This is a genomic window from Billgrantia antri (assembly GCF_019430905.1).
In the GTDB taxonomy this organism is placed as follows: Bacteria; Pseudomonadota; Gammaproteobacteria; order Pseudomonadales; family Halomonadaceae; genus Halomonas; species Halomonas antri.
In genome coordinates, this window is the sequence record NZ_JAHYCA010000001.1 from 396711 (window position 1) to 421262 (window position 24552).

The 24552-nt window shown below is 66.6% G+C and carries 26 protein-coding genes; 6 read left to right on the plus strand and 20 right to left on the minus strand.

From position 1 onward, the window contains the following. Positions 1–20 precede the first annotated feature (20 nt). Complete coding sequence (gene pedF, locus KPL81_RS01785) at positions 21–458, minus strand: cytochrome c-550 PedF (RefSeq protein WP_219790439.1); 438 nt, start codon at positions 456–458, stop codon at positions 21–23. Between the two features lie 267 nt (positions 459–725). Between pedF and KPL81_RS01790 the strand changes: the two genes are divergently transcribed. The 4 genes from KPL81_RS01790 to KPL81_RS01805 all read left to right on the plus strand — a co-directional run bounded on the left by KPL81_RS01790 (position 726) and on the right by KPL81_RS01805 (position 4509). Then, complete coding sequence (locus KPL81_RS01790; protein ID WP_219790440.1) at positions 726–1895, plus strand: ABC transporter substrate-binding protein; 1170 nt, start codon at positions 726–728, stop codon at positions 1893–1895. 75 nt (positions 1896–1970) lie between these two features. Then, the gene (locus KPL81_RS01795) at positions 1971–2939 is read left to right on the plus strand and encodes a YVTN family beta-propeller repeat protein (protein WP_219790441.1); all 969 of its coding nucleotides are present in this window, start codon (positions 1971–1973) and stop codon (positions 2937–2939) included. Then, complete coding sequence (locus tag KPL81_RS01800) at positions 2936–3712, plus strand: ABC transporter ATP-binding protein (protein WP_240549007.1); 777 nt, start codon at positions 2936–2938, stop codon at positions 3710–3712. Before KPL81_RS01795 ends, KPL81_RS01800 begins: the two co-directional genes overlap by 4 nt. Next, complete coding sequence (locus KPL81_RS01805; RefSeq protein WP_219790442.1) at positions 3712–4509, plus strand: ABC transporter permease; 798 nt, start codon at positions 3712–3714, stop codon at positions 4507–4509. Before KPL81_RS01800 ends, KPL81_RS01805 begins: the two co-directional genes overlap by 1 nt. On the opposite strand, the gene KPL81_RS01810 is transcribed toward KPL81_RS01805, so the two are convergent. The 9 genes from KPL81_RS01810 to KPL81_RS01850 all read right to left on the minus strand — a co-directional run bounded on the left by KPL81_RS01810 (position 4506) and on the right by KPL81_RS01850 (position 11468). Beyond that, positions 4506–5453, minus strand: coding sequence for a beta/alpha barrel domain-containing protein (locus KPL81_RS01810; RefSeq protein ID WP_219790443.1), 948 nt, complete (start codon positions 5451–5453; stop codon positions 4506–4508). The two genes, KPL81_RS01805 and KPL81_RS01810, sit on opposite strands and share 4 nt — an antisense overlap. Before the next feature lie 5 nt (positions 5454–5458). After that, entirely contained in the window at positions 5459–6568 is a 1110-nt protein-coding gene (gene serC, locus KPL81_RS01815; protein WP_209473690.1) for a 3-phosphoserine/phosphohydroxythreonine transaminase, read from the minus strand. 10 nt (positions 6569–6578) lie between these two features. Next, positions 6579–7082 carry a urate hydroxylase PuuD gene (locus KPL81_RS01820; RefSeq protein WP_209473691.1) on the minus strand — a complete coding sequence of 168 codons (504 nt, stop codon included), beginning with the start codon at positions 7080–7082 and terminating at the stop codon, positions 6579–6581. Between the two features lie 103 nt (positions 7083–7185). Continuing rightward, the gene (gene pqqE / locus KPL81_RS01825; protein WP_219790444.1) at positions 7186–8328 is read right to left on the minus strand and encodes a pyrroloquinoline quinone biosynthesis protein PqqE; all 1143 of its coding nucleotides are present in this window, start codon (positions 8326–8328) and stop codon (positions 7186–7188) included. After that, positions 8291–8590 carry a pyrroloquinoline quinone biosynthesis peptide chaperone PqqD gene (gene pqqD, locus KPL81_RS01830; RefSeq protein WP_219790445.1) on the minus strand — a complete coding sequence of 100 codons (300 nt, stop codon included), beginning with the start codon at positions 8588–8590 and terminating at the stop codon, positions 8291–8293. Before pqqD (KPL81_RS01830) ends, pqqE (KPL81_RS01825) begins: the two co-directional genes overlap by 38 nt. 100 nt (positions 8591–8690) lie before the next feature. Further along, positions 8691–8765, minus strand: a complete 75-nt coding sequence (gene pqqA, locus KPL81_RS20860; protein WP_114477445.1) for a pyrroloquinoline quinone precursor peptide PqqA — start codon at positions 8763–8765, stop codon at positions 8691–8693. A 255-nt stretch (positions 8766–9020) separates the two neighbouring features. Continuing rightward, complete coding sequence (locus tag KPL81_RS01840; RefSeq protein WP_219790446.1) at positions 9021–9689, minus strand: ABC transporter ATP-binding protein; 669 nt, start codon at positions 9687–9689, stop codon at positions 9021–9023. Then, entirely contained in the window at positions 9682–10446 is a 765-nt protein-coding gene (locus KPL81_RS01845) for an ABC transporter permease (protein WP_209473695.1), read from the minus strand. Before KPL81_RS01845 ends, KPL81_RS01840 begins: the two co-directional genes overlap by 8 nt. Next, complete coding sequence (locus KPL81_RS01850; RefSeq protein ID WP_219790447.1) at positions 10443–11468, minus strand: ABC transporter substrate-binding protein; 1026 nt, start codon at positions 11466–11468, stop codon at positions 10443–10445. The genes KPL81_RS01845 and KPL81_RS01850 overlap by 4 nt, the downstream gene beginning before the upstream one ends. Before the next feature lie 137 nt (positions 11469–11605). Here KPL81_RS01850 and KPL81_RS01855 point away from each other — a divergent pair, with 137 nt between their 5' ends. Then, the gene (locus KPL81_RS01855) at positions 11606–12202 is read left to right on the plus strand and encodes a rhodanese-like domain-containing protein (RefSeq protein ID WP_209473697.1); all 597 of its coding nucleotides are present in this window, start codon (positions 11606–11608) and stop codon (positions 12200–12202) included. A gap of 52 nt (positions 12203–12254) precedes the next feature. Next, complete coding sequence (locus KPL81_RS01860) at positions 12255–12935, plus strand: response regulator (protein WP_209473698.1); 681 nt, start codon at positions 12255–12257, stop codon at positions 12933–12935. Here KPL81_RS01860 and KPL81_RS01865 read toward each other — a convergent pair. The 10 genes from KPL81_RS01865 to pqqA (KPL81_RS01910) form a co-directional block, all read right to left on the minus strand. Then, the gene (locus tag KPL81_RS01865) at positions 12895–15465 is read right to left on the minus strand and encodes a hybrid sensor histidine kinase/response regulator (RefSeq protein ID WP_209473699.1); all 2571 of its coding nucleotides are present in this window, start codon (positions 15463–15465) and stop codon (positions 12895–12897) included. The genes KPL81_RS01860 and KPL81_RS01865 overlap by 41 nt on opposite strands. Further along, a complete protein-coding gene (gene nosP, locus KPL81_RS01870) occupies positions 15452–16651 on the minus strand; it encodes a nitric oxide-sensing protein NosP (protein WP_219790448.1) in 1200 nt (399 codons plus the stop codon). The genes KPL81_RS01865 and nosP overlap by 14 nt, the downstream gene beginning before the upstream one ends. A gap of 110 nt (positions 16652–16761) precedes the next feature. Next, a complete protein-coding gene (locus tag KPL81_RS01875) occupies positions 16762–17910 on the minus strand; it encodes a porin (RefSeq protein WP_240549008.1) in 1149 nt (382 codons plus the stop codon). Positions 17911–18085: 175 nt separating this feature from the next. Continuing rightward, positions 18086–19819 (minus strand): PAS domain-containing hybrid sensor histidine kinase/response regulator, encoded by a 1734-nt coding sequence (locus tag KPL81_RS01880; protein WP_219790449.1) that lies wholly within the window; start codon positions 19817–19819, stop codon positions 18086–18088. Positions 19820–19835: 16 nt separating this feature from the next. Then, the gene (ercA, locus tag KPL81_RS01885; RefSeq protein ID WP_219790450.1) at positions 19836–20999 is read right to left on the minus strand and encodes an alcohol dehydrogenase-like regulatory protein ErcA; all 1164 of its coding nucleotides are present in this window, start codon (positions 20997–20999) and stop codon (positions 19836–19838) included. Positions 21000–21119: 120 nt separating this feature from the next. Continuing rightward, entirely contained in the window at positions 21120–22274 is a 1155-nt protein-coding gene (pqqE, locus tag KPL81_RS01890; RefSeq protein ID WP_219790451.1) for a pyrroloquinoline quinone biosynthesis protein PqqE, read from the minus strand. Further along, positions 22267–22542 carry a pyrroloquinoline quinone biosynthesis peptide chaperone PqqD gene (pqqD, locus tag KPL81_RS01895; RefSeq protein WP_209473705.1) on the minus strand — a complete coding sequence of 92 codons (276 nt, stop codon included), beginning with the start codon at positions 22540–22542 and terminating at the stop codon, positions 22267–22269. Before pqqD (KPL81_RS01895) ends, pqqE (KPL81_RS01890) begins: the two co-directional genes overlap by 8 nt. Next, positions 22539–23306 carry a pyrroloquinoline-quinone synthase PqqC gene (gene pqqC, locus KPL81_RS01900; RefSeq protein WP_219790452.1) on the minus strand — a complete coding sequence of 256 codons (768 nt, stop codon included), beginning with the start codon at positions 23304–23306 and terminating at the stop codon, positions 22539–22541. The genes pqqD (KPL81_RS01895) and pqqC overlap by 4 nt, the downstream gene beginning before the upstream one ends. Positions 23307–23363: 57 nt before the next feature. Beyond that, positions 23364–24293 (minus strand): pyrroloquinoline quinone biosynthesis protein PqqB, encoded by a 930-nt coding sequence (pqqB, locus tag KPL81_RS01905; protein ID WP_219790453.1) that lies wholly within the window; start codon positions 24291–24293, stop codon positions 23364–23366. Positions 24294–24365: 72 nt separating this feature from the next. Continuing rightward, a complete protein-coding gene (gene pqqA, locus KPL81_RS01910) occupies positions 24366–24437 on the minus strand; it encodes a pyrroloquinoline quinone precursor peptide PqqA (RefSeq protein ID WP_209478690.1) in 72 nt (23 codons plus the stop codon). Positions 24438–24552 lie beyond the last annotated feature (115 nt).

A 24552-nucleotide genomic window follows, 5' to 3' on the forward strand; every position in this document is an offset into this window, starting at 1 on the left:
CACACGCCCCTTCCTAGCGCCTATTCCTTGACCGATTCGACGTAGGTCTTGATCGCCCAGATGGCGTTCTGATCGAGATTGTTCTTGAACGAAGGCATCCCCTTGTCGGTACCGTTACGCACGCGCCCGATGAAGTACTCATCGTCCCACTCCTCGAGTTCACGCAGATCGGGCGTCAACCCGCCAGACATTGCCTGGATGCCGTGGCAGACGGCACAATTGCCGGCATAGCCGCTCTCCCCGACCCTGACCGCTTCGTCATAAAACTCGCCATGCTCGTTGCCGGGCCGGAAGGGGTTCTGGCTCAGCGGCTCCGCCCCCAGTTCAGGCAAGCTGCCGGTATCGACCTCCTGCGGTGTCACGTCGCCGTGCCCCATGGCGACGACCGACAGGCTGTAGAACCCGAGCGCAATGCCGGTTCGAGTAATGCGGTTTCTGAGCAGGCTAGTGGCTTTCATTTCGGTCGCCTCCGGCTTGGAATTGTTGAACGCTTGGGGTCGCCTTTTCGCTGCGAGCTTGGCGAGTCTGATCCAAGTCTAGGAAGCCGCCTCGACCCGAGGAATGGCACTTTCGGCCGCGAAAACCACTTCCTTGGTAGTAGCCATCCCCCTCTGAGACCTAGGGCATAGTGCTTTGGTACCGCCTCATTGCGACCATGGAAATATTCTTCCCCCTGCCCGGCTTGCCTAAGGTCAGGGGGATGGAATTCCACCGGGGAGCGGCCCATGTCCAACCACGCCAAGCGACTCGCCCTTGCCCTCATCTGCTGGCTGGCCCTGCCCGGTGCGGCCACGGCCCTGGATGTACGCATCGGCTATGTGCAATGGGTTCCGGACGCCGGCCCCGTGCTGTCCAACGTAACCCCCGAGCCCGAGGATGCCGGCCTGCGCGGCGCCGAGCTCGCCATCGACGACAACAATGCCAGTGGGCGCTTTCTCGACCAGCACTACGTCCTGGAGTCGCACATGGCCGAGAGCGAGGAGCAGGCGCACGCCGCCTTCGAGCGGATGCTCGAGTCGGGAATCGAGCTGTTCGTGCTGCGGGTACCTGCCGAGACGCTGCTTGCCATGGCCGACACGGCCGCCGAGCGGGCGCTGCTCTTCAACGCCGGTGCCAAGGAGGACACCCTGCGTACCGGCGATTGCCGCGCCAACATGCTGCACACCCAAACGAGCTTCGCCATGCTCACCGACGCCCTCGCCCAGTGGCTCAACCTGCGGCGCTGGCAGCAGGCGTTTCTCATTACCGGGCCGACCGATGACGACCGCGCCTGGGCGGATGCCTTTCGCCGTTCGGCGGCACGCTTCGGCGTCGAACTCGTCGCCGACAAGACCTGGACCTTCGACGCCGACCTGCGGCGCACGGCATCGCGCGAGCTGCCGCTGTTCACCCAGGCGAGTGACTACGACGTGGTGGTCGTCGCCGATACACGCGGCGATTTCGGCGAGTACGTACCCTTCAACACCTGGCTGCCACGCCCCGTGGTGGGCACACAGGGCATGATGCCGGTGGCCTGGCACCGGGTGGTGGAGAGCTGGGGTGCCGCCCAGCTGCAGAACCGCTTTCGCGAACTGGCCGGGCGCGACATGAACGGTGACGACTATGCCGCCTGGGCGGGTGTGCGCTCGGTGGGCACGGCGGTCACCGAACTCGGCGTAGCCGAGCACGGGACACTCCGCGACGCCATCCTCTCCGAGGATTTCCAGCTGGCCGCCTTCAAGGGTCGCCGCCTTGGCTATCGCCCATGGAACGGCCAGCTGCGTCAGCCGATTACGCTGGTTCATCCGCAGGGCCTGGTGATTACCGCTCCCATCGAGGGCTTTCTGCACCCGGTCACCGATCTCGACTCCCTGGGCTACGACGCTGCCGAGAGCGACTGTCGCATCCACCCTTGAGAGCGGCGCCCCTGCCCCGAATCTGGTCGGGACGACGTTAGACGCTAGCCACAATGAACAACAAGGAAACCGACGATGAAGACTCTGCTTCGCACCGCCCTGGCCTCGACGCTGTTGGTCCTCGCCTCCCCCGCCCTGGCCGGACTGGCTTACGTCTCCAACGAGAAGGACAACAGCATCTCGGTGATCGATACCGAATCGCTCGAGGTGGTCGAGACGATACCGGTCGGCAAGCGCCCTCGCGGCATCCTGCTCTCTCAGGACCATACCAAGCTCTATATCTGTGCCAGCGACGACGACACCGTGCAGATCCTCGATCTCGAGACCCACGAGATCATCGACACCCTGCCCTCGGGTGAGGATCCCGAGCAGTTTGCGCTGCACCCCAACGACCGCTGGCTGTTCATCGCCAACGAGGACGACGCCATCGTCACCGTGGTCGACGTGCCGACCAAGGAGGTGCTGGCCCAGATCGATGTCGGCATCGAGCCGGAGGGCATGGCGGTCAGCCCCGACGGCCGCTGGGCGGTGAATACCAGCGAGACCACCAGCATGCTGCACTGGATCGACACCGAGGACTTCACGATCAAGAAGAACATGGTGGTCGGCCAGCGCCCCCGTCACGTGGAATTCAGCGACGACGGCAAGGTGGCCTGGGCCTCGGCCGAGATCGGCGGCACGGTCCATGTGATCGACGTGGAAGCGCTGGAAGAGATCGCCACGCTCGACTTCGCCATTCGTGGCGTCAACCAGGACAAGGTGCAGCCGGTGGGCGTCGCGCTCACCTCCGATGGCCGCTACGCCTTCGTCGCGCTTGGCCCTGCCAACCACGTCGCGGTGGTCGATGCTCAGACTCTTGAGGTACTCGACTATCTGCTGGTGGGGCGTCGCGTCTGGCAGCTCGCCTTCAATGAGGACGAGAGCCTGCTCTTCACCACCAACGGCATCAGCGGCGACGTCTCGGTGATCGATGTCGAGCAGTTGGCCGTGACGCGCTCCATCGAGGTTGGCCGCTACCCCTGGGGCGTGGTCGTCACGCCATGAACACGTCTATCCAGGCCCCTCATGCACCGATGCTCGAGATCGACGAGGTCGAGCACCGCTACGGAGCCCGCTGCGCCCTCGCCGGGGTGAGCTTTGCCCTGGCTCGCGGTGGCTTTCACGCCCTGCTCGGACCCAACGGGGCCGGCAAGAGTACGCTGATCGGGCTGATGACCGGCCTGCTGCGCGGTCAGGCCGGCGAGATTCGCATCGACGGCCATTCGCTGAATCGTGATCCTCGCCGGGTACGGCGTCAGTTGGGCGTGGTGTTTCAGCAGCCGACGCTGGATCTCGACCTCAGCGTACGCCAGAACCTGCTCTATCACGCCTCGCTGCATGGGCTGGGGCGGCGACTCGCACGCCAGCGCTGCGACCGCGAACTGGCGCGCCAGGGGCTCGAGGCGCGCGCCGGCGAGCGGGTGCGCCAGCTCAACGGCGGTCACCGACGCCGGCTCGAAATCGCCCGGGCCCTGCTCCACGAGCCTGCGCTGCTGGTGCTCGACGAAGCCAGCGTCGGACTGGACGCCGCCAGCCGTCAGGCGCTCAACGAGCATGTGCGCGCACTGTGCCGCGAGCGCGGCATGACGGTACTGTGGACGACCCACCTGCTCGACGAGATCGCCCCCGACGACAACGTGGTGATGCTGTGCGCCGGCAGCGTGGTGGCCTCCGGCCGCGCCGACGCGCTGTGCCGCCGCACCGAAAGCCGCACCCTGCAGGACGCCTTCCGTCGCCTGACGACCCTGCAGGACATCCCCGCAGAGGAGCGCTGCTGATGCTTGCCGCCTACTGGCACTGCTTCCTCGGCGTCGGCGGCCGCGAGTGGCGCCGCTTCGTCCAGCAGCGCACGCGCTTCTTCAGCGCTCTGGTGCGTCCCTTGCTGTGGCTGGTGGTGTTCGCCGCCGGCTTCCGCGCCGTATTGGGCATCTCGATCATGGAGCCCTACGGCACCTATATCGTCTATGAGGTCTACATCACCCCCGGGCTGTGCTGCATGATCCTGCTGTTCAACGGCATGCAGGGCTCGCTGTCGATGGTCTACGACCGCGAGATGGGCAGCATGAAGGTGCTCTTGATGAGCCCGCTGTCGCGGCCCTTCCTGCTGCTGTGCAAGGTGCTGGCGATCTCGCTGGTGTCGCTGGTCCAGGTCTACGCCTTTCTCGCCATCGCCTGGGGCTATGGCATCCGCCCGCCGCTGGTCGGCCTGGCCACGGCGATGCCGGCGCTGCTACTGGTGGCGATGATGCTCGGCAGCCTGGGCCTGGTACTGGCCAACGCCGTGCGCCAGCTGGAGAACTTCGCCGGGGTGATGAACTTCGTGATCTTCCCGCTGTTCTTTCTCTCCTCGGCGCTCTATCCGCTATGGAAGATGCAGGAGGCAGGCCCTTGGCTCTATTGGCTGTGCGCCAACAACCCCTTCACCCATGGCGTGGAGCTGGTGCGCTTCGCCCTCTACGGTAGGCTGGCGCTCGAGCCGCTGCTGTGGTGCCTGGGGCTAACGGTGCTGTTCGCCAGCGTCGCGGTATTCACCTTCAACCTGCAGCGCGGTCAGGGCCTGGCACGTCCGGGTTAAGCGCGCCCAGGGGCGGCATTGCCCAGAGCACGAGCGACCCATGGCCCCTCATAGACCAGCGCATCATGCAGTTGTACCAGCATAGCGCCGGCATCCAGACGCGCCGTGACGTGCTCGGCCGTGGCGATACCGCCCACCGAGATCAGCGGCAACCGGCCGTCCAGCAACTCAGCGGCCTGGGCCACCTGATGGCACGCTTGGCGCTGTCGCTCCGGCAGGCGCCAGTCGGCATAGCGCTGCAGCGTCGCCGGCGGCCCGGCATCGCATGCCAGGATCAGCCCCTCGAAGCCCAGCGCTTCCAGGTGTTTCACGATGGGCGGCGGTGCCGTCGCTTCACGCTCCATGCGCAGCTTTATCGCCAGCGGTACCCAGTTGCCGCTGCAGTCCGCCAGCCGCCGCTGCTGCCCTTTCAGCGAACCCAGCAGCCGCTGCAGCTCGCCCAGTCGGGAGGGGCACAGCAATGCCGCGGCCTGGGGACTGCCGAGATTGACGGCGACATAGTCGGCGTGACGCCATGCCTCGCGCAGGCCGGCCAGCAGGTCGTCGAGCGCGTGAGTCGTCGATGTGCGTGGCCCCAGGCCGACGTTGATGCCCAGGACGGCGTCGCCCGCCGACGGGGGATGGCACAAAGCGGCTCCCGCATGCGGCGACCACGAGCCGATCTCGATACAGCCGAAGCCCAGCGCCGCCGCCCGGCGTCCCAGCCGCCCCCGGCGGTCGAAGCCGGCGGCGATACCCAACGGATTGGGAAACGCCAAGCCCATGGCCTTTACCGGCGCCGGCGGATCGCCATCGCCGCCAGCGGGCCGGCCCGCTCGCACGGGCGGGCTGCCCAGGCGAGCGGCCCAATGCACACGCGCCTGAGCGATGCCGCGGCCCAGGCGCGGCGCTTGCCGCATCAGCGCGGCCATCAGCCACCGGGGCAGGTCACGATCGCGAGGCAAGGCGGCTAACCGCAGCGCCTTCGCGCACGTCCATGGCGTGCGGCGAAGGTCTCCATGAAGGCGATCAGCGCATCGACACCCGCTTCGGACATGGCGTTGTAGAGGCTGGCGCGCAGACCGCCCACGGCGGGGTGGCCCTGCAGGTTGAGCAGGCCCTGGCAGCGCGCCTGCTCGACGAACTCAGCGGTCAGTGTCGGCACGGCAAGGTGGAAGCAGACGTTCATGCGTGAGCGATCGGCCACCTGCCGGTCGCAGGCGTAGAAGTCGCTGGCATCGATGTAGCTATAAAGCGCCTCGCTCTTGCGCCGATTGCGTGCGGCCATCGCCTTCAGCCCACCTTGCGAGCGCAGCCAGCGAAAGACCAGCCCGGCCAGGTAGATCGCCTGGATCGGCGGCGTATTGAAGCGGTTGTCGCTGTCGATTTGGACGCGATAGCTGAGCGCGGCGGGACACGCCGGCCATGCCGTTTGCAGCAGATCGTCGCGGATGATGACGAGGGTCAGCCCCGCCGGCCCGACGTTCTTCTGAGCGCCGGCATAGATCACACCGAAGCGCTCGACATCAAGTGGGCGGGAGAGGAAGTCGGAGGTCATGTCGGCCACCAGCGGCACGCCCCGCGTGTCGGGCAGGCGGTGGTAGGCCAGTCCATCGGCGGTCTCGTTGCTGGTGATGTGGCAATACCCTGCCTGGGGGTCGAGCTGCCAGTACCGGCGGCACGGCAGCCGGCTATAGCCGTGCTGGGCGCCGCTGGCGGCCACGTTGACCGACACGTAGCGCCGGGCCTCGGCGATCGCCTTGCGCGACCAGTGGCCCGTATCGACGTAGTCCGCGCGGCCGTCCGGCGGGAGCAGGTTCATCGGCAACAGCGAGAACTGGGTCGACGCCCCGCCGGGCAGGAACAGCACATGGTAGTGCGGGGGTAGCTCGAGCAGCTCACGCAGGTCGCGCCGTGCCTGGTCAGCGATATTCTGAAACTCAGCTCCCGTGAACGGCATCTCGAGTATCGACATGCCGCTGCGGCGGCAGTCGAGCAGCTCCCGCTGGGCCTCGAGCAGCACCTCCCGCGGCATCACGCCGGGGCCCGCAGCGAAATTGTAGACCGATGAGGCGTGCATCGCGGCGCGCCTAGAAGAACTGCAGGCCATGCCCACTGGCCAGCATCAGGAACAGCAGCGGCATCGACAGAATGGTGTTGGTCCGCGACGACAGGAAAGTGATGCGCGAACAGCGCACCCGTTCTTCCATCGGCGCGGGCACGAAGCCAAGTACCTTCTTCTGGTGCGGCCAAAGCACCAGCCACAGGTTGAGCAGCATCAGCGTGCCGATCCAGGCGCCCATGCCGATCACCGCCAGCGGCCCCTGCAGCAGCAGCGCGTCCGGCAGCCAGCCGCGATACCACAGCATGCCCATCCCAGTGGCCCAGACCACGATCGAGGCATAGCGGAAGGTACCGTGCTCGCGCTGCATCCGCGCTTCCAGGTCGGCGCTGCGTGATGGCTCGTCGTGCTCCATACCGAGCGGCCTGAAGGTCGGCTGCTTTACCACGTTGGCGTAGTTGTGTCCGATCCAGACGAGGGCGAACAGCAGGTGCAGCCAGCGCAGTATAAAGTCAAGAATCGAAGCGAGCATGACGGGCTCCTGGACTAGACCATCGTGCGCAGCAGCAGATACAGCGCGGCTGTCAGCGTGATGCCGGCGGACAGCGTGCCGGCCAGCGAATCGTGGGGCAGCCTCATGCGCCACCGCCCCCGGATGCCAACCCGCCCTGGCGAGCGATCAGCGTCCCCGACCCTGCCTTTGCGGCCTGGGCCCGTTCGACGGCCTCCTGAATCACGTGGTGATGCGGTGACCTGCTGCAGGCAGGGTCGGCGTTGGCGGCGTCGCCGGTGAGCAGCAGCGCCTGGCAGCGGCAGCCGCCGAAGTCGTGCTCGCGCTCGTCACAGCTGCGGCAGGGCTCCTTCATCCACTCGGCGCCCCGGTACTTGCGGAAGGTGGGCGACTCCCGCCACAGCCATTCGAGGCTGTGCTCGCGCACGGTGGGGAAATCCAGCGTCTCGAGGGTGCGCGCCTGGGAGCAAGGCAGCGCCGCGCCATCCGGCGCAATGGTCAGGTGGATCGAGCCCCAGCCGTTCATGCACGCCTTGGGGCGGCCTTCGTAGTAGTCGGGAATGACGAAGAAGATGGTCATCGTGTCCCCCAGCCGCCGGCGCGCCTTGGCGACCTCGGCTTCGGCCCAGGCCAGTTCCTCGCGGGTGGGCAGCAATTCGTCACGGTTGAGCAGGGCCCAGTTGTAGTACTGGACATTGGCCAGCTCCAGGTATTCCATGCCCAACGAGCTGGCCAGCTCGATGATCTCGGGAATCTGCGCGATGTTGTGGCGGGTGATCGGTACGTTGAGCACCATGGGAAAGCCGTGGGCCTTGATCTCGCGCGCCATGGCCAGCTTGCGATCGAAGCTGTCCACCCCGGCGAGCCAGTTCGCCGTCTGCCGGTCGCTGGACTGAAAGCCCAATTGGATATGCTTGAGCCCCGCCTCCTTGAGCGCCGCCAGGCGGCGTGAGGTCAGGCCGATCCCCGAGGTAATCAGGTTGGTGTAGTAGCCCAGTTCGTTGGCCTCGGCCACCAACGTCTCGAGGTCCTTGCGCAGCGTGGGCTCGCCGCCCGAGAAGCCGATCTGCATCGCCCCCAGGTCACGGGCCTCACGCATCACCCGCTTCCACTCGGCGGTGCTCAGCTCCTCCTCGCCGTAGCGCTCGAAATCCACCGGATTGCTGCAGAAAACGCACTTGAGCGGGCATCGATAGGTGAGTTCCAGCAAGACCCAGATGGGCTTGCCCTCACCGTCGAGGCTCGGCACGGATCCAACCCTTGGCATGGGCCACCTCCAGAAACTTGACGACGCCCTCGGCAACGGCATCGCGCTTGGCGTCATAGCATGTGGCGAGCGCATCGATCATCGCCGTCACGGTGGTATCGCCGTCGCAATGCGCGAGGATACTGCCACCGGTCTCGTTCAGCTTGACGATGCCTTCGGGATACAGCAGGACGTGAGCATCCTGGGACGCTTCCCAGCGAAAGAGGAACGTCGGGTGGATCGAATAGCAGGCCGCCATGTCGATGTTCGTTTGGTCAGTCATCGTCTCCCCCCCCCCCGCCCTTTGCTTTGTTTGATCTTGCGGCGTGCCCGCTTCGTCTCGGAAAGCGGGAGTGGCGCCTGCCATTCCCGCCCGGTCTCGATCAGCGAACGTAGACGTAGGCCGTCACTTCAAAGCCCAGACGCAAGTCGCAGAATGCCGGATCAACCCATTGCATGGCGCACCTCCCGTGATGCGGTTCATTGACTGCAACGACAGTGTTGCCTTACCGAGGCTAGGCGGGTCGCCAGGCTGTCGAAATGGCACTTTGGCCGCGACCGGATACTCCTTTCGTACTGATTTTCCAGAATTTTTTTGAAAATCACGGCACTTCGAGACAAGATTGACGATGCTCAAGATTGTCTGTCCCGGGCACTTTCATCCCAGTGATTTTGCACGGGGAATGGCGCACCTTTCGGGGCCGATACCGACGTCAGATGGCTTCGGCCAGCCGTGACAATGTCTGCACTACCGCGGCCCGATCGTCGGCATGTTCGAGCCTCTCGTCCCAGCGCAACTGCGCCGGGCAGCCATCTAGATACCAGACCCTGTTGGCCAGGCGCGCCGCATCCTGAGCATCATGCGTCACGCAGATCATCGCCATCTGCGGTCGCTGCTCCAGCAGCGCCGCGAGACAATCGCGCAGCGACTGGGCGCGGCGCGTGTCGAGCGACGCGAAGGGTTCGTCGAGCAGTAGCAGGTCGGGTTCGACGGCCAGACAACGTGCCAGCGCCGCCCGGCGCGCCATGCCCAGCGAGAGTTGATCCGGCAGGTAGTCGCCGTGACCGGCCAGGTCGACCCGGTCCAGCAGCGAGTCGACGTCATCCGGCGCGGCACCGACCAGCATCAGGTTCTGGCGCAGCGTGCGCCACGGCAGCAGCCGGTGCTCCTGGAACAGGTAACCGACCCGCAGCGTCGCGTCGCGCCTCACGCCGTTTCCTGAGGATGGCACGCCCAAGCCGGCGATCAGATTGAGCAGCGTGGTCTTGCCGCTGCCCGAGGGGCCCAGCAGGCAGATGCGCTCGCCTGCGGTGACTCGTAGGGAGAGGCGGCCTAGGATCGCCCGTGGCGTGCCGTGATAGGCGACGTCCAGCTCAAGCATGGTGCGGCTCCCCGACTCTGCGCCAGCGCGAGGAGCGACGCTCCAGTGGGCGCAGTACCACCTGTTCGACCAGTTGCACTACGGCAATGAACGCCAGACTGTAGGCCAGGATGGTGGCCACATCGAAGACCTGGAAGGCCATGTGCAACTGGAACCCGACCCCGTCGGAGCGGCCGAGCAACTCCACCACCAGCACGATCTTCCACACCAGCGCCAGGCCGCTGCGGGCCGCCGCCATCAGGTAGGGGGCCAGTTGCGGCAGCCACACGTGTACCAGGCGCCTGCCACGGCCGAAACGGTAGATATCCGCCATCTGCTCGAGGCGCACGTCGAGGCTGCGCGCCCCCTCGCGTACCATGACCGCCACGTTGGGCACCTTGTTGATCACCACCGCCAGCACTGCCGCGGCCTCGATCAGGCCGAACCATACGTAGAGCAGGATGATGGTGACCAGGGCCGGCAAGTTGAGCAGCGCCACGAGCAGCGGGTCGAGCAGGTCGTCGGCGAGCCGGCTGCGTCCCATCCAGACCCCGAGCAGCGTGCCCAGGGCCATCGCCAGGAAGAAGCTGATGACCACTCGCCGCAACGTCACGCCCAGGTGATGCCAGAGCTCACCTGTTCGCTGCGCCTGCCACAGGGTATCGAACACGGCTCCGGGTGTGGGCAGCAGAGCGCTGTCCAGCAGCCCGGCGACCAGCCACCAGGCGAGCAGCAGCGTCGGCAGACCGACCCAGCCGGCCAGCGCGCGGACGCTCACGGCGTCTCCGTTCGCGCAGCATGACGGTAGAAGAGTCGGGACGGCAGCAGCCGCTGCGCGTCGGCCCCGGCCAGTTGCAGCAGCGCCTGGAGATCGGCGATACGCCGCTCGTCGAGCGGTGCGGGCACGCCGTCGAGAAAGCCGCGGCGAAACGCCTCGAATTCGGCATCGCTCTCTACGCGCATCAGCGGACGCAGCTCGTCCCAATGGGACTCGCTCTCCGCCAGCGAGCGCTTGGTCTCGGTCAGGGCTGCGGCGAAGCGGTCCAGCAGCGCCCGGTTAGCGCGAACCCAGCTTTCCTGGAACACATAGCCCAGCACCGGCAGGTCGCGCTCGAGCGCCAGGGCATCGAGCAGGCCCGCCATCGGCATCAGCCGGCGAGCCTCGCCTGAGGCCTCGAGCCGCGCGGCGAAGTGCCAGTAGGTCACCAGCGCATCGATGCGCCCTCGACGCAGCGCTTCGCTGAGCAGCGGCGGCGCCGCGTACTGCACTTCGGCCTCCCGCTCCAGCTCGAGGCCGCGCTCGGCCGCCACCCGGCGCAGCAGGATCCAGCCCTTGCTGTCGGGCCCGCCGGCCACGCCGATGCGCTTTCCACGCAGCCCCTCCAGCGAGTCGATGGCCGAATCCGGCGCCACCAGAATGGCCCCGATCTGCGAGGAGAACGGCAGGAAGAGATATGGCTCGCCCTGCTCGAAACGCGCCTGGACCCAGAGCAGGTCGGCAACGGCTCCCGCCACCTCGCCACTGGCAAGCGCAATGCGCGAAGCCGGCAGATGCGGCACCAGGCGCACCTCGAGCTCGAAGCCGGCCTGCCGGTCCAGGCCCTGACGCTGCATGTGCTCGAGCTCCCAGTGGGCGGTGCCCGACTGCAGCACGCTGAGCCGCAGCGTCGGCAGTGGCTCGGCGTTCACGGGCGGGCTGCCGAGCAGCCACGGGCCGAGACCGAGCCCGATCGCGAGCACGATTCGACAGAGGGCATGGCGCAGCGCGTGCGGCCACAAGGCGTGAGTACGTATCGTCATGCCGCCACGATACGAAGGGCATGGCGACCCCAGAATAGTACCTTGGTACCTGCCACGTTGAGACAATGGTGGCATTCCCTGGCGCGCAATACCTGTCGTTCAATGAGAGCAACATAACAATACGTCGAGGTGCATCCATGGCATTCAGGATCCTCCTCGCGCTGACGATGCTGGCCGGCGCCTTCGCCGTCTGCAGCACGAGCCTGGCGGACGACGACCAGAACGACGTTGGCGAGCCTCTGTTCAATGCCGATGGCTATCGCGTCGACCGCTACCGGAGCCCCACTCCGTCGCATCTCGAAGGCGCCGAGATACTCGATACCGCGTCCCTGGCCCAGGCCCTGGCGAGCCCAGCCCCACCACTGCTGATCGATGTCTACAACCTGCCCTGGCGGGGAGATCGCTTCGTCGCCAGCCAGCCCCACGCCTCGCTGCCGGGCGCCATCTGGCTACCCAACACCGGCCTCGGCGAATTGTCGCCGGCATGGCAGCAATATTTCCTGCACCATCTGACCCGGCTCACCCGCGACGACGGGCAGCGTATGCTGGTGTTCCTCTGTCGCAGCGATTGCTGGCTGTCGTGGAACGCTGCACGCCGCGCGCTGGCACATGGCTTCGACCATGTCGGCTGGTATCCGCACGGCGTGGACGGCTGGGAAGCCGCGGGGCAGCCGCTGGAGGCGGCCGAGCCCGCGGCGCCGGTATCCGCCCTTGCCGGGCATGACGGACCGTGACGCGCCCCTGGCGCCTGTTTACCATGACAACGACAACTCTCGGGGCCTGCCCATGTACAAGCTGCTGATCGCCGACGATCATCCTCTCTTTCGCGAAGCCATCTGCCGCGTGATCCGCGACGGCTTCGAGGACGCCGAGGTACTCGAAACCGAGGACCTCGAATCGACGCTGGTGCTGGCACAAGAGCAGGAGGACATCGACCTGATCCTGCTCGACCTCAACATGCCGGGCGTGCACGGCCTCTCCGGGCTGATCCAGCTGCGCAACGAGGCTCCGACCATTCCGGTGGTGATCATCTCGGCGGAACAGGAGAAGCAGGTGATCCTGCAGGCGGTCACCTACGGCGCGGTCGGCTTCATCACCAAGTCGTCGCCGCGCGAGCAGATGACCCAGGCCATCGCCCAGATCCTGGAGGGCAACATCTACCTGCCCTCGGACATCATCCGCGCCAGCGGCGGCTCATCGCGTCCCGCCCGCGGCGAACCGACGGTGACCTCACGCCAGCTGGAAACGCTGACGCGCAAGCAGCTGCAGGTGCTCGAGCACATGACCCGAGGCGAGTCCAACAAGATGATCGCCTACCACCTGGAGATCGCCGAGACCACCGTCAAGGCACATGTTTCGGCGATCCTGCGCAAGCTCGGCGTGCACAACCGGGTCCAGGCCATTCTCTCGGCCAGCGACATCGACTTCAGTGTCTATCACAAGCGTGCTCCGCGACTAGACGACTGAGCGCCACGCGCAGCTTGAGCGGCTTGACCGGCTTGTGCAGCAGGGCATAGCCGAGTTCACGCATGCGCTGCTTGAGTTCGTGGCTGTGGTTGGCGGTAATCGCCATGACCGGCAGCGGCTCGCGGCGCCGGGCATTGATGCGCTCGGCCAGCGCCAGGCCGGTGTCGCCGTCGTCGAGGTGGTAGTCGACGATCAGCACGTCGGCCGGCGTCTCGCCCGGCACCACCTGAGCCGCCAGGGCGGCCTCGCTGTCGGCCACGCACACCTCGCAACCCCAGCGCGACAGCAGCACGCGCATCGCCTCGCAGATGTCGGCGTCGTTATCGACCACCCAGATGCGCTTGCCCTCCAGCACCGCCTCGTCGGCGACCGTCGTCGCCAATTCGGTCGGCCGGCGGCGTGGCGCCAGCTCCGCATAGGGCAGCAGCACGCTGAAGCACGAACCGCGACCGGCGACCGACGCCACCCCCAGCGGATGTTCGAGCATGCGCGAGATCTTGTCGGCGATTGCCAGTCCCAGCCCCAGGCCGCGATCCTGTCGCCGCCCGGCAGCGTGGGAGCGACGGAATTCCTGAAAGATCGCTCCCAGTTCCTCCTTCTCGATGCCCAGGCCGGTATCGCCCACGACGATCTCGAGTCCCGTCGCGCGGCGTCGGCAGCCGAGCAGAATGCGCCCCTCACCGGTATAGCGAATGGCATTGGACAGAAAGTTGCGCAGCACCCGCGTGAGCAGCTGGATGTCGCTGCGCACCACGGCGCGGCTCGGTACGTAGTGGAACGCGAGCCCCTCGCTGGCGGCCACCTGACGATATTCGCGGGCCAGCCCGTCGAGCAGCTCCGCCACCGCGAAGGCGTCCGGGTCGGGTGTTACCACCCCCGCGTCGAGCTTGGAGATGTCCACCAGGGTGCCGAGCAGGCTCTCGACGTCCTTGAGCGAACGCCCCGCCTGCTCGATCAGCTCGTGATGCTCGGGCGCCACGTCCTGCTCGCCCAGCGCGCCGATGAACAGCCGGGCGGCATTGAGCGGCTGCAGCAGATCATGGCTGACCGCAGCGAGGAACTTGGTCTTGGAGAGGTTGGCCGCTTCTGCCTCCGCCTTGGCCTCGCGCAGGCGCTGCTCGATCGCCGCGCGTTCTGCTATCTCCTCGCGTAGCTGGCCGTTGACCTGCGTCAGCTCGCCGGTGCGCTCGCGCACGCGCTGCTCCAGGTTCTGGTAGGCCTGATGCAGGGCCTCGGCGGTGCGTCGGCGCTCGGTGATGTCGCGAATCAGCACGAATAGCCCGATCACCTCGCCGTCGCCGTCGAAATGGGGAACATAGGCGCGCAGCAGCACCCGTCGCTCGCCGCTGCCGCTGACCTCAGGGAACTCGAAGGAGACGCTCTCGCCGGCCAGCGCGCGGGTCAGGTAAGGGCGCAGCTTGGCGCAGTGCTCGGCACTGTGCAGGGCGTCGAGCTCGCCGCCCAGCAACAGGTCGCGCGGCCAGCCGTACCACTCCTCGTAGACGCGATTGGTGAAGACGTAGCGCAGGTCGCGATCGAGGTAAGCGATCATCGCCGGCAGCTCGTCGGTGATGGTGCGAATCCAGTGCTCCCGCTCGCGCAGCGTCTCGGCATGGCGAATGCGTTCGGTGACGTCGGTAAAGGTCAGCACCTGACCGCCGCCGGGCATGGCATGCCCGCGCACCTCCACCACGCGACCGTCGCCGAGATGCCGTTCGCAGGCCTGCGTCACACCGCGAGCATCGCCGGCATCGATCAGTTCGCTGCGGTGACACAGCGCCTCCAGGTCGTGCGGCACCTCTAGCGCCAGCAGGCCGGTCAGTTCACGGAAGCGCTGGTTGCACATCTCGAGTAAGCCACTCTCGGCAACCACCGCTACGCCCTGCGACAGGCTATCCATGGTGGCCTGCAGCAGTCGGGTCTTCTGCGCCAGGGCATGCTCGCGCTGGGCGTGCTCGTGACGCTTGAGTTCGGTAATGTCGACGTAGAGGAACACCCGGCCGCCGCCACGGGTGGGCCGCTGGTGAACTTGCACCCAGCGATCGTTGTGCAGGCGGTAGATCGTGCGTCGGTCGCGATGGCCGAGCTGCTCGCTGATCACCAGTCCCGAGCTCAGCGCCAGACGGCGCAGGTCCTCGAGCTGCATGCCCTGGCGGATGCGGATCCCCGCCGGACGCCAGAACTCGGCGAAGCGGCTGTTGTAGCGCAGAATGCGCTGGTCGGCATCGAACAGCACGAAGGCGTCGGTGATGCTCTCGATGGCATCGGCCAGGTACTGACCGGCGGCTTCCGCCCGCTCGCGCGCCTCGGCCAGCAGGCGGTTGCTGGCGCGCAGCTCGTGGGTGGTCTGGTTGAGCGCCTGGGTGCGCTCGCGTACCTGCTCGGCGAGCAGCACGGCATGCTCGAAGGCGGCGTAGGGCGCGCTGCGCGGCAGGTTGCTGGCTTCGACGCGCTCGATCAGTGCCGCATTGATGCGCTTGAGCTTGGCGATCTCGCGTTCCAGCGCCTGCTCGCGCTCAGCGGGATCCATTGCTCCGGCGCAGCTGGCCGATGACGACGCCGGTGAAGGTCTGGTTGAGGTGCATGCCATTGCACTGCTCTCCGTAGGTGTTGAATCCCACCACGCGATAGTCGCGCAGCAGCGCCGAAGCGGCGTCGCCGATGCCGTCGGCCTCGATCTCCAGGCGTCGCAGGAAACAGTCGCAGCCGATCACCAGGCGCGGCGGCCCCAAGCGCTCGCGGATCTCATCCAGCGCCGCGCGAAGGTCGTCGAGTATGGGCGCGGCACGCATGGCCGTCAGCACGATGCCGTTCTCCACGGCGCAGTAGAAGCTCAGGCTGAGATCCTCGTTGACCCGCTGGATCGAGCGTACGTAGGCATGGTCGTGCAGACGCACCGCCAGCGGATGGCGGGCGAAGGTCTCCTCATCGAGCTCGTCGACCCGGCACCCCACCAGGCGCGCGTACTCTTCCGCGGCCGGTTCGGCATTGAGCTCGATGACCCGGCGATGCTCGCGGTCCGCCGCGGTGACCACCAGCTTGTCGTCGAGCGGGCGCAGGTGATGGGTGGTGAAGACCTCGAAATCGAGCGTGGTGTTGATCATGATCACCACGGCAGCACCGGTGCGAAAGCGTCCGTTGCCGTAGACATGGGTACCGGAAAGGCGGTTGTCGTCGCCAGCGCTGCCGCCGAAGTGCGGGATGCTGCCGAGCGCCGCATTGAGCGTCGCCAGCACGCGCTCCTCACTGGCCGAGAGGCCATCGAGCAGGGTCAGGGCGAAGGTATGCCCCTTGATCGGAGCGATGCCCGCCTGCCGACAGCGTTCGAGGAGACCGTCGGTGAGCTGCTGCGCGGCGAGCAGCGAGACCTGGTCCAGGTCGTCGAGCAGCGCATGGTCGAGGGCGAAATCGCGCTGATCGAAGCCGATGGCGGTAATGCCGCCACGACCGTAGCCGGCATCGGTGATCTCGCCGGCGGTGGTGCAACCGCACAGGGTCACGCCGCCGAAATGCTGCTCCATGGCCTGGCCGAGCGCCTCGAGGTCGTACTCCGCCGAGCAGAAGAACAGCACGCCGCCGAGACAAGGATGCAGCAGCCGGCTCGCCAGGTCCTGGGCGGCCATGTCGGGGTCGCGAGAGCCGCTGTGGGCAACCAGTACCGCCTCGTGGCGATCCGGGTTCGCGGTAACGTAGGGCGTGGGAAGTTCGATGTCCATGGGGCGCTCGCAGTGTATGGCCCCTCAAGTATAGGAAGCGCCCGGGCGCGGGGATATGCCACTTGGGTGGCGTCCTTGACGCCCAGTGGCATACCTAGGTAGTAGACGGCCTACCAGGACATGGTGACGCCCAGCGCCACGGTGTCGGTCTGCTCGACGTCACTGCCACCGTCCAGCGCGGTGATGTCGTGGCGATTGACCTCGCCGACCAGGGTCAAGTAGTCGTTGATGTCATGGAACAGCGCCAGGCCGCGCGTCTGGAACTCGAGCCCGCTCTGCTCGTCCTCGGTCTCGCCGAACGACAGCGCCACGCGGTTGGCACCGAAACGATAGCCGCCCTGCAGCAGGTAGCCGTCGCTGTCCACTTCGCGCAGCGCCGCATTGCCCACGTTGTTGGTGAAGAAGGCATTGATGCCTTTGGCATTGAACCCCGACGCGCTAAGCGTGAGGGGCCCCATGGCGGCCTGCACGCCATAGCCCAGACCGCGCGACGTCACCTCGTCCACATCGTCATCGCTGTTCTCGGACGTCTGGTACTGACCGTTCAGCCAGGTGTAGACATCGATACCCCCCAGCGTGGTTTCCCAGGTGAGCTCGGACTCGAAGCGCGGCGCTTCTTCGTAGCGGCGTCCCAGCGGGCTCTCGTCGGCGGTATGCACCGGGTCGAAGATACCCGCGGCCAGGCGCAGTCCACCGGCCTTGGGCGTACGATAGGTGATCTGGGCGGAGGGAAACGGATAGGGGTAGCCAGAGCCGATGTTGCCGAACGAGACGCCACCGAAATCCACCAGCCCCAGGGTGTCGCTGACCTGTCCATGACCGGACAGCAATTGGTCGAGGAAGATATTGGAACGGGCGAAAAGGCCGAAGTCCTTGCCCACCAGCACCTCGCCCCAGTCCCCCTCGATGGTACCGTAGAACTGACGCACATCGATGCCGGTCTCGGTACCGTTGTCGTCGCTGTCGTTGATGGTCACCCAGAAGGAGGAACGGGCCGCCAGCGTCAGCGCACCGACCTCCCGCGAGGCATTGAAGCCGATCCAGTTGGGCAAGAAGCCCATCTTGACCCGCGACTGGCGCCGGTCGAAGCGAGAGTCGGCCGCATCGACCTCGGTATTGACGTAGAAGGCATTGATGTAGCCATCGGCGCTGAAACGGGTGCTATCGCCCTCGAAGAGGGTGATCTCCGCCTGGGCGGTATGGGCAGCGGCGGCCAACACGGCGGCCAGGCCCAGCGACAATGGGGTTTGCATACGCATTTTGATTGTTCTCCCTTTTCCTTGCAGGACCACGGATTGCGGCCCCCGGGAGGGAGTATCCGGAGCGCTTTGCTTCACCTCCATGCCTCCTGGGAGGGAGGGATGACTGGCCTTGGTGGCTGATACCGAAGCCTTACGCCTCGGTACGCAAGCAGGACATTGGCGGCATGTCGCCCTATGGGTCAACTCCGCTGGAGAGCAGTTGGCTGAGCACGGCCCGCAGCTTGCCTGGGCGCAGCGGCTTGTTGAGATACGGCAGGCCAGCCGCGCGCAGGCGCTGCAGCCAGGCGTCGCTGCGCTCGGCGGTGAGAACGACCGCGGGCAGTCGTGGGTGATCCCAGTGCTCGCGCAGGCGCCACACCAGTTCGTCACCGGTCACCCCGTCATCCAGGTGCAGGTCTACCAGCAGGAGATCCGGCGGCGATACGGCGAGCGCTTCCTCGGCATCCACCGCCAGCGAACAGGTCATGCCCCAGCCTTCCAACAGCCCTTGCATGCTGGCCAGGATACTCGGCTCGTTGTCGACCACCAGCACCCGGTAGCCGCTCAGATCCGATTTGGGCAGCATAGCTGGCGCTGCCAAGCGTGGCTGGCAGCCCGGCGTGCCCAACGGTACGCGCACCGCGAAGCAGGAGCCCCGCCCGGGCCAGGAGCGTACCGTCACCTCATGCTCGAGTCGTGCGACGATGCGTTCGACGATGGCCAGGCCCAGCCCCACCCCCTTGCGGTCACGGGCGTGGCGCGATTCGACCTGGTGGAATTCGCGGAAGATCGCGTCGAGCTGATCCGCCGGGATCCCGGTGCCGCTGTCCCAGACCTCGACCCACAGCGCACCGCCGCGACGACGCGTCCCCAGCAGTACCCGGCCCTGGGGCGTATAGCGACAGGCATTGGAGAGCAGATTGCGCAATACCCTCGCCAGCAGGCGATAGTCGCTGACGACCCAGGCATCGGCAACGCAGTTACGCAGCGCGAGCCCCTGGCTGTCGGCCAGCGTGGTGAACTCCGCCGCCAGGGATTCGGTCAGTTCGCGCAGGGCGAAGGGTTCCAACTGCGGCTCGACACGGTCCTGATCGAGACGGGCGATATCCAGCAGGTCGGTCAGCAGCTCCTCGGCGCCCTCCAGCGATAGATGGATGCGCTGCGCCAGCTCCTGCACCTCGGTCTCCAGACGACGTTCGAGCAGGGTGGCGACCAGCAGGCGCGCGGCGTTCATCGGCTGCAGCAGGTCATGGCTGGCGGCGGCCAGGTAGCGATCCTTGCTGCGGTTGGCCTGCTCCGCGGCGTCACGCGCCTCGCGCAGCTCGACCTCGATGCGACGACGCTCGGCGATTTCCTGGCGCAGTTCGTCGTTGAGCCGTTCCAGCTCACGGGTACGGTCCTGGACGCGCGCCTCGAGTTGCTCGTTCAGTTGCTCGAGGCGACGCCTGGCCTGCTCGCGCTCGGTGATGTCGGCGACGAAGGCCTCCATCACCAGCTCGTCGTCCGCCGATGGCTTCTGTACCACCGTCATGGCCACCGGCACACTGCGCCCTCCCTCGCCGCGCAGGTGCGTCGTGTAGCCCACGACCCGACCTTCATCGAGCAGTCGCCGTTGCACCTCGCGGGCATCCGCGGGGTCGACGAACAGGGCCGCCAGGGTGGTACAGCGCGCCAGGGTGGTAGCAACATCGCCGTCGCCCAGCATGCATGCGAGTGCGGGGTTGGCGGCCCGCAGCCCGCCGTTCAGCGATGCCTGGAAGATGCCGTGCAGGGCATTCTCGAACAGCCACTTGTAGCGGTTGCGCTCTGCCTCGAGCTCTGACATGCGTGCCGTCAGCTCGGGGTAGTAGCTCTTGCGCGCCGACTGGCTGCCGAGACCGATCAACTCGCTGACCGAGAGTCCATCCGGGTCGGAAGGTTTCTTCAAACGGCCTCCCAAGGCGCTAGAGTGCCTCTTCGTAGACCACCGCCACGTCCCGCAGGCAGGAGCGCCGCGGGTTAGTGAGGATGCAAGGATCCTCCACGGCGTGTTCGGCCAAAAACGGCACGTCGCTGCTGCGCACTCCGGCGCTGCCCAGCGTTCCGGCGAGCCCTACCGCCCGCTTGAGTTCGACCAGATGAGCGATGAGCCGCTGCTTGATGCTCTGCTGAGATAGCCCGCGGCAATCGATGCCAAGCGTCTGCGCCACCCGAATGAAGCGCTCCGGAGCCGCCTCGAAGTTGAAGGCGACCACATGCTCGAGAAGCATCGAGTTGCACAGCCCGTGGGGCAGGTCGAGAAAACCGCCCAGGCTGTGCGACATGGCGTGTACCGCCCCCAGGATGGCATTCGAGAAGGCCAGCCCCGCCTGCATGCTGCCCAGCATCACCTGGGCTCGCAGCTCCCCGTCGTGTGGATTGTCCACCAGTGCCACGAGGTTGGCATTGATCAGGCGCATCGCCTCCAGCGCATGGCTGTCGGTCAACGGTCCGCTGCCGGTGGAGACGAAGGCCTCGATGGCGTGCACCAGCGCATCGACCCCGGTACAGGCGGTGAGGAACGGATCCATGGTCAGCGTGACCTGGGGATCGATCAGCGAGACGTCGGGCACGACCGACTTGCTGATTATCGAGAACTTCATGCGCCGCTGGGGATCGGAGATGATCGCGAACTGGGAAACGTCGGCCGAGGTGCCCGCCGTCGAAGGAATGAAGATCAGTGGCGGAATCGGCACGCGAATGGTGTCGACCCCCTCGAAGTCGAGAATGTGCCCGTCGTGGGCCACCACGATGCCGATGCCCTTGGCGCAGTCCATCGGGCTGCCACCGCCCACCGCGACGATGGCATCGCAGCCATAGTCGCGGTAGACGCGAGCCCCTGCCATGACCTCCTCGGCGCGCGGATTGGGCGACACCTGCAGGAAGCGATGACAAGGGATGCCGCAGGCGGCCAGATCGGCCTCGACCTCGGCGACCCAGCCGGCGGCCAGCACCCCCGGATCGGAAACCAGCAGGATGCGGTGCGCCCCGAAGGTCTGGGCGTAGTTGGCAACGGCATGACGAGAGCCGTCACCGAAGATGATTTCCGGAGCCACGAACTTGCGTAACTGGGCGATGCTGTTCGACATGGCGCCCGCACCTCGTTGTCGTTGTCATGGGTGTCATCGCTGAGAGTACCCGATGCCATCGGGCGCTTCCCTACATCCATGGTCTCAGCCTCATGCGCACCGGCAGAGTCGCATGACGACTCACTGGCGACAGAACACCCGCGACGCACGCACGCTGCGCTGGGTCAATTGCTCGACACGACGTTGATCGGCCTCTGCCTCGCGGCGAGCGGCCTCGACCAGGTGGTGGTCCGGCGACAGCGAGCAGACCGGATCGGTGGCGGTGGCGTCGCCGGTGAGCAGGTAGGCCTGGCAGCGGCAGCCGCCGACGTCCTGGTGGCGCTCGTCGCAGCTGCGGCAGGGTTCGCGCATCCAGCCGTCGCCGCGGTAGCGATTGAACGCGTCGCTGTCGTACCAGATCTCCCGGAGGCCCCGGTCGCGCACGTTGGGAAAACTCATCGGCAGCATGCGCGCGCTATGGCAGGGCAGCACCGCACCGTCGGGCGCCACGGTCATGAAGATCGCGCCCCAGCCGCCCATGCACGCCTTGGGCCGCTCGGCGTAGTAGTCGGGCACCACGAACAGCAAGCGCATGTCGCGGCCACGTTCGGCGAGACGCTCGCGCCAGCGTGCGGTGGTGGCCTCGGCCGTTTCGAGCTGCTCGCGGCTGGGCAGCAAGCCCTCGCGGTTGAGGTGGGCCCAGCCGTACATCTGGCAGTTGGCCAGCTCCACCGCGTCGGCGCCCAGCTCGTCGCACAGGGCGATGATCTCGTCGAGGCGGTCGATGTTGTGGCGGTGCAGCACCACGTTGAGCACCATGGGATAGCCGGCCGCCTTGACCGATCGGGCCATGGCCAATTTCTTGGCGTGGGCCTTGGGCGAGCCGGCCACCGCCGCGGCGACGTCGGGATCGGAGGCCTGCAGGCTGATCTGGATATGGTCGAGCCCGGCCGCGTGCAGCGCCTCGATGCGCGCCTCGTCGAGCCCCAGCCCGGAGGTGATCAGGTTGGTGTAGAAGCCCAGGCGGCGCGCCTCGGCCACCAGCGTCTCGAGGTCGCGCCGCACCAGCGGCTCGCCGCCGGAAAAGCCCATCTGCACGGCGCCCATGGCGCGGGCCTGGGTCAGGACATCGATCCACTCCTCGGTGGAGAGCTCCTCCTTCACCGCGGCGAAGTCGAGCGGGTTGGAGCAGTAGGCGCACTGCAGCGGGCAGCGGTAGGTCAGCTCGGCGAGCAGCCACAGCGGTTGACCGCTGCCGCTTGCCTCACCGGCCTGGGAGCGGGCGATCTCAGACATGGCGAATCCAGCCCTGTTGCATGGCGTCGACGCAGAAATCGATGACGTCCTGGGCGAGCTCTTCGCTCGACGCCTCGGGGTAGCGCCGGCTGAGCTCGTCGATCAGCGCGGCGACATCCCGTTCACCGTCGACCAATGAGAGGATCGCGCCGGCACTCTCGTTGAGCTGCACCATGCCCTCGGGATAGAGCAACACGTAGCGCTCCTGGGCCTGTTCCCACTGCAAACGCCAGCCGGGGCGTAGCGTCGGTACATCGCGTGCGTTCATGCCAGCCCCCGGTGGTACACGGCTTGGTCGGTGACGCTGTGGTAAGGCGGTCGCTCGAGCTGGTAGGCCAGGGTCATGGCATCGAGCATGCTCCACAATACGTCGAGCTTGAACTGCAGGATCTCCAGGGCGCGCTGCTGGGTTTCCACGCTGGTGCATACCGTCAGTGCCACCTCCAGCCCGTGCTCGACGTCACGCCGCGCCTCCTTCAGGCGCTTGCGGAAGTAGCCGTAGCCGGCCTCGTCGATCCAGGGGTAGTGGCCCGGCCAGGTGTCCAGCCGACTCTGATGTGCCAAGGGAGCGAACAGCTCGGTCAGCGACGAGATGGCCGCCTCCTGCCAGCTCGCCCGGCGCACGAAGTTGACGTAGGCGTCCACGGCAAACCGAACGCCCGGCAGCACATGCTGCTGGGACATCAGTTCTTCGCGGGACAACCCCACCGCTTCGCCCAGTGCCAGCCACGCCTCGATGCCGCCGGCGTCGTCATCACGACCGTCGTGGTCGAGCAGGCGCTGGATCCAGCGGCGGCGCGTGGCGGCATCGGGGCAGTTGGCCAGCAGCGCCGCGTCCTTCTGCGGAATCATCACCTGGTAGTAGAAGCGGTTGGCCACCCAGCCGCGAATCTGCTCCGGGGTGGCGCGCCCCTCGGCCATGTCGACCTGGTAGGGGTGGTGAATGTGGTAGTAGGCCCCCTTGGCCATCAGCGCCTGGCGGAAGGCCTCGGGCGACAGTGCAGCGGCGTTTGGTGTTTGAGCGACGTTCATCTCGCGCCCCCTTTGTGGTTGTTGGTAGAGGTCTGTGGCGAGGTGCTGGCCCGGTCGCTACAGGGTGAACTGCATGCCGTCATGGGCCACCTCGATGGCGTGCTGCGCGAGTACGGCGCGCTCGGCGGAGGTTTCGTCGAGGATGGGGTTGGTGTTGTTGATATGAATCAGAATGCGCCGTGTCGAAGCCGGCAAGGCATCGAGCTCTTCGATCATGCCACCCTCCCCGGCCAGCGCCAGATGACCCATTTCGCTTCCGGTGGCGTCGGTGATGCCAAGGCGTATCATCTCGTCGTCGTGCCACAGCGTGCCATCGACCAGCACGCAGTCGGCCTCGGCCATCAGCGCCCTTGCCGCGGCGCTCGGCTGCCCCAGGCCGGGGGCATAGAACAGCGTCTTGCCCGTCGACCGGTCGCGGAACAGCAGTCCCAGATTGTCGCCGGCCGCCGGTGCTCCGCGACGCGGCGAATAGGGTGGCGCATTGGAGTGCAGCGACAGGGCCGTGATGTCCAGCTGCGGGCAGCTTGGCACCTGGAAGGTGCAACTCGGCGCATCTTGGGTCATGGGAATCTCGTGCCAGGCCAGGCCACCGTTCCAGTGGGAGAGCATGGGAAACAGCGGGAACCCCTCGACCAGGTCGCCGTGAACGCTAGCGGTACACCAGACGTCCAGCGGGCAGCCCTCGCGCAGCGACAGCAGCCCGCTGACGTGATCGATCTGGGCATCCACCAGCAGCACCTCGGCGATGCCGCTGTCACGCAGGCCACGGGTCGGCCAGAGCGCCGGATGAGCATTGAGCTGCGCGCGGATATCGGGCGAGGCGTTGCACAGCAGCCAGCGCTCGCCGTCCATGCTGACGGCGATCGAGGATTGCGTTCTGGGGCGCAGGCCGGCGCGCCCCTGGCGCACCCCGCGGCAGTTGTCACAGTTGCAGTTCCACTGCGGAAAGCCGCCCCCGGCGGCCGAGCCGAGTATGAGCACCTGCATGACGTCTCCCCCCCCTCGAACAGAACGGGGCCATTCAGCCCCGTTCGCAGATGACATGATCCACAATCGAGATCAGCGATTGGCGATATACAAGGTGACCTCGAAACCGAGGCGCAGGTCGCGATAGCTGGGCTTGGTCCACATGGTGTCTCTCCTGTCGGCAGGGTGGGTGACAGCCGTGCCTTGCGGCAACGACTCGAACCCAGTAAAGCATTCAGGGAGAGTTCGGGGGGCAGTACTTTGGAGGGAGGCTGCCTCC

Coding starts and splice junctions, on each gene's coding strand:
- nosP (WP_219790448.1), bottom strand. CDS start 16,651: ATGGACATCGAACTTCCCACGCCCTACGTTACCGCGAACCCGGATCGC.
- KPL81_RS01805 (WP_219790442.1), top strand. CDS start 3,712: ATGCTTGCCGCCTACTGGCACTGCTTCCTCGGCGTCGGCGGCCGCGAG.
- pqqC (WP_219790452.1), bottom strand. CDS start 23,306: ATGAACGTCGCTCAAACACCAAACGCCGCTGCACTGTCGCCCGAGGCC.
- KPL81_RS01855 (WP_209473697.1), top strand. CDS start 11,606: ATGGCATTCAGGATCCTCCTCGCGCTGACGATGCTGGCCGGCGCCTTC.
- pqqE (WP_219790444.1), bottom strand. CDS start 8,328: ATGCCAAGGGTTGGATCCGTGCCGAGCCTCGACGGTGAGGGCAAGCCC.
- KPL81_RS01790 (WP_219790440.1), top strand. CDS start 726: ATGTCCAACCACGCCAAGCGACTCGCCCTTGCCCTCATCTGCTGGCTG.
- KPL81_RS01860 (WP_209473698.1), top strand. CDS start 12,255: ATGTACAAGCTGCTGATCGCCGACGATCATCCTCTCTTTCGCGAAGCC.
- KPL81_RS01875 (WP_240549008.1), bottom strand. CDS start 17,910: ATGCGTATGCAAACCCCATTGTCGCTGGGCCTGGCCGCCGTGTTGGCC.
- KPL81_RS01840 (WP_219790446.1), bottom strand. CDS start 9,689: ATGCTTGAGCTGGACGTCGCCTATCACGGCACGCCACGGGCGATCCTA.
- pqqD (WP_209473705.1), bottom strand. CDS start 22,542: ATGAACGCACGCGATGTACCGACGCTACGCCCCGGCTGGCGTTTGCAG.
- pqqE (WP_219790451.1), bottom strand. CDS start 22,274: ATGTCTGAGATCGCCCGCTCCCAGGCCGGTGAGGCAAGCGGCAGCGGT.
- KPL81_RS01800 (WP_240549007.1), top strand. CDS start 2,936: ATGAACACGTCTATCCAGGCCCCTCATGCACCGATGCTCGAGATCGAC.
- serC (WP_209473690.1), bottom strand. CDS start 6,568: ATGCACGCCTCATCGGTCTACAATTTCGCTGCGGGCCCCGGCGTGATG.
- KPL81_RS01820 (WP_209473691.1), bottom strand. CDS start 7,082: ATGCTCGCTTCGATTCTTGACTTTATACTGCGCTGGCTGCACCTGCTG.
- KPL81_RS01850 (WP_219790447.1), bottom strand. CDS start 11,468: ATGACGATACGTACTCACGCCTTGTGGCCGCACGCGCTGCGCCATGCC.
- KPL81_RS01865 (WP_209473699.1), bottom strand. CDS start 15,465: ATGGATCCCGCTGAGCGCGAGCAGGCGCTGGAACGCGAGATCGCCAAG.
- pqqD (WP_219790445.1), bottom strand. CDS start 8,590: ATGACTGACCAAACGAACATCGACATGGCGGCCTGCTATTCGATCCAC.
- KPL81_RS01795 (WP_219790441.1), top strand. CDS start 1,971: ATGAAGACTCTGCTTCGCACCGCCCTGGCCTCGACGCTGTTGGTCCTC.
- pqqB (WP_219790453.1), bottom strand. CDS start 24,293: ATGCAGGTGCTCATACTCGGCTCGGCCGCCGGGGGCGGCTTTCCGCAG.
- ercA (WP_219790450.1), bottom strand. CDS start 20,999: ATGTCGAACAGCATCGCCCAGTTACGCAAGTTCGTGGCTCCGGAAATC.
- pedF (WP_219790439.1), bottom strand. CDS start 458: ATGAAAGCCACTAGCCTGCTCAGAAACCGCATTACTCGAACCGGCATT.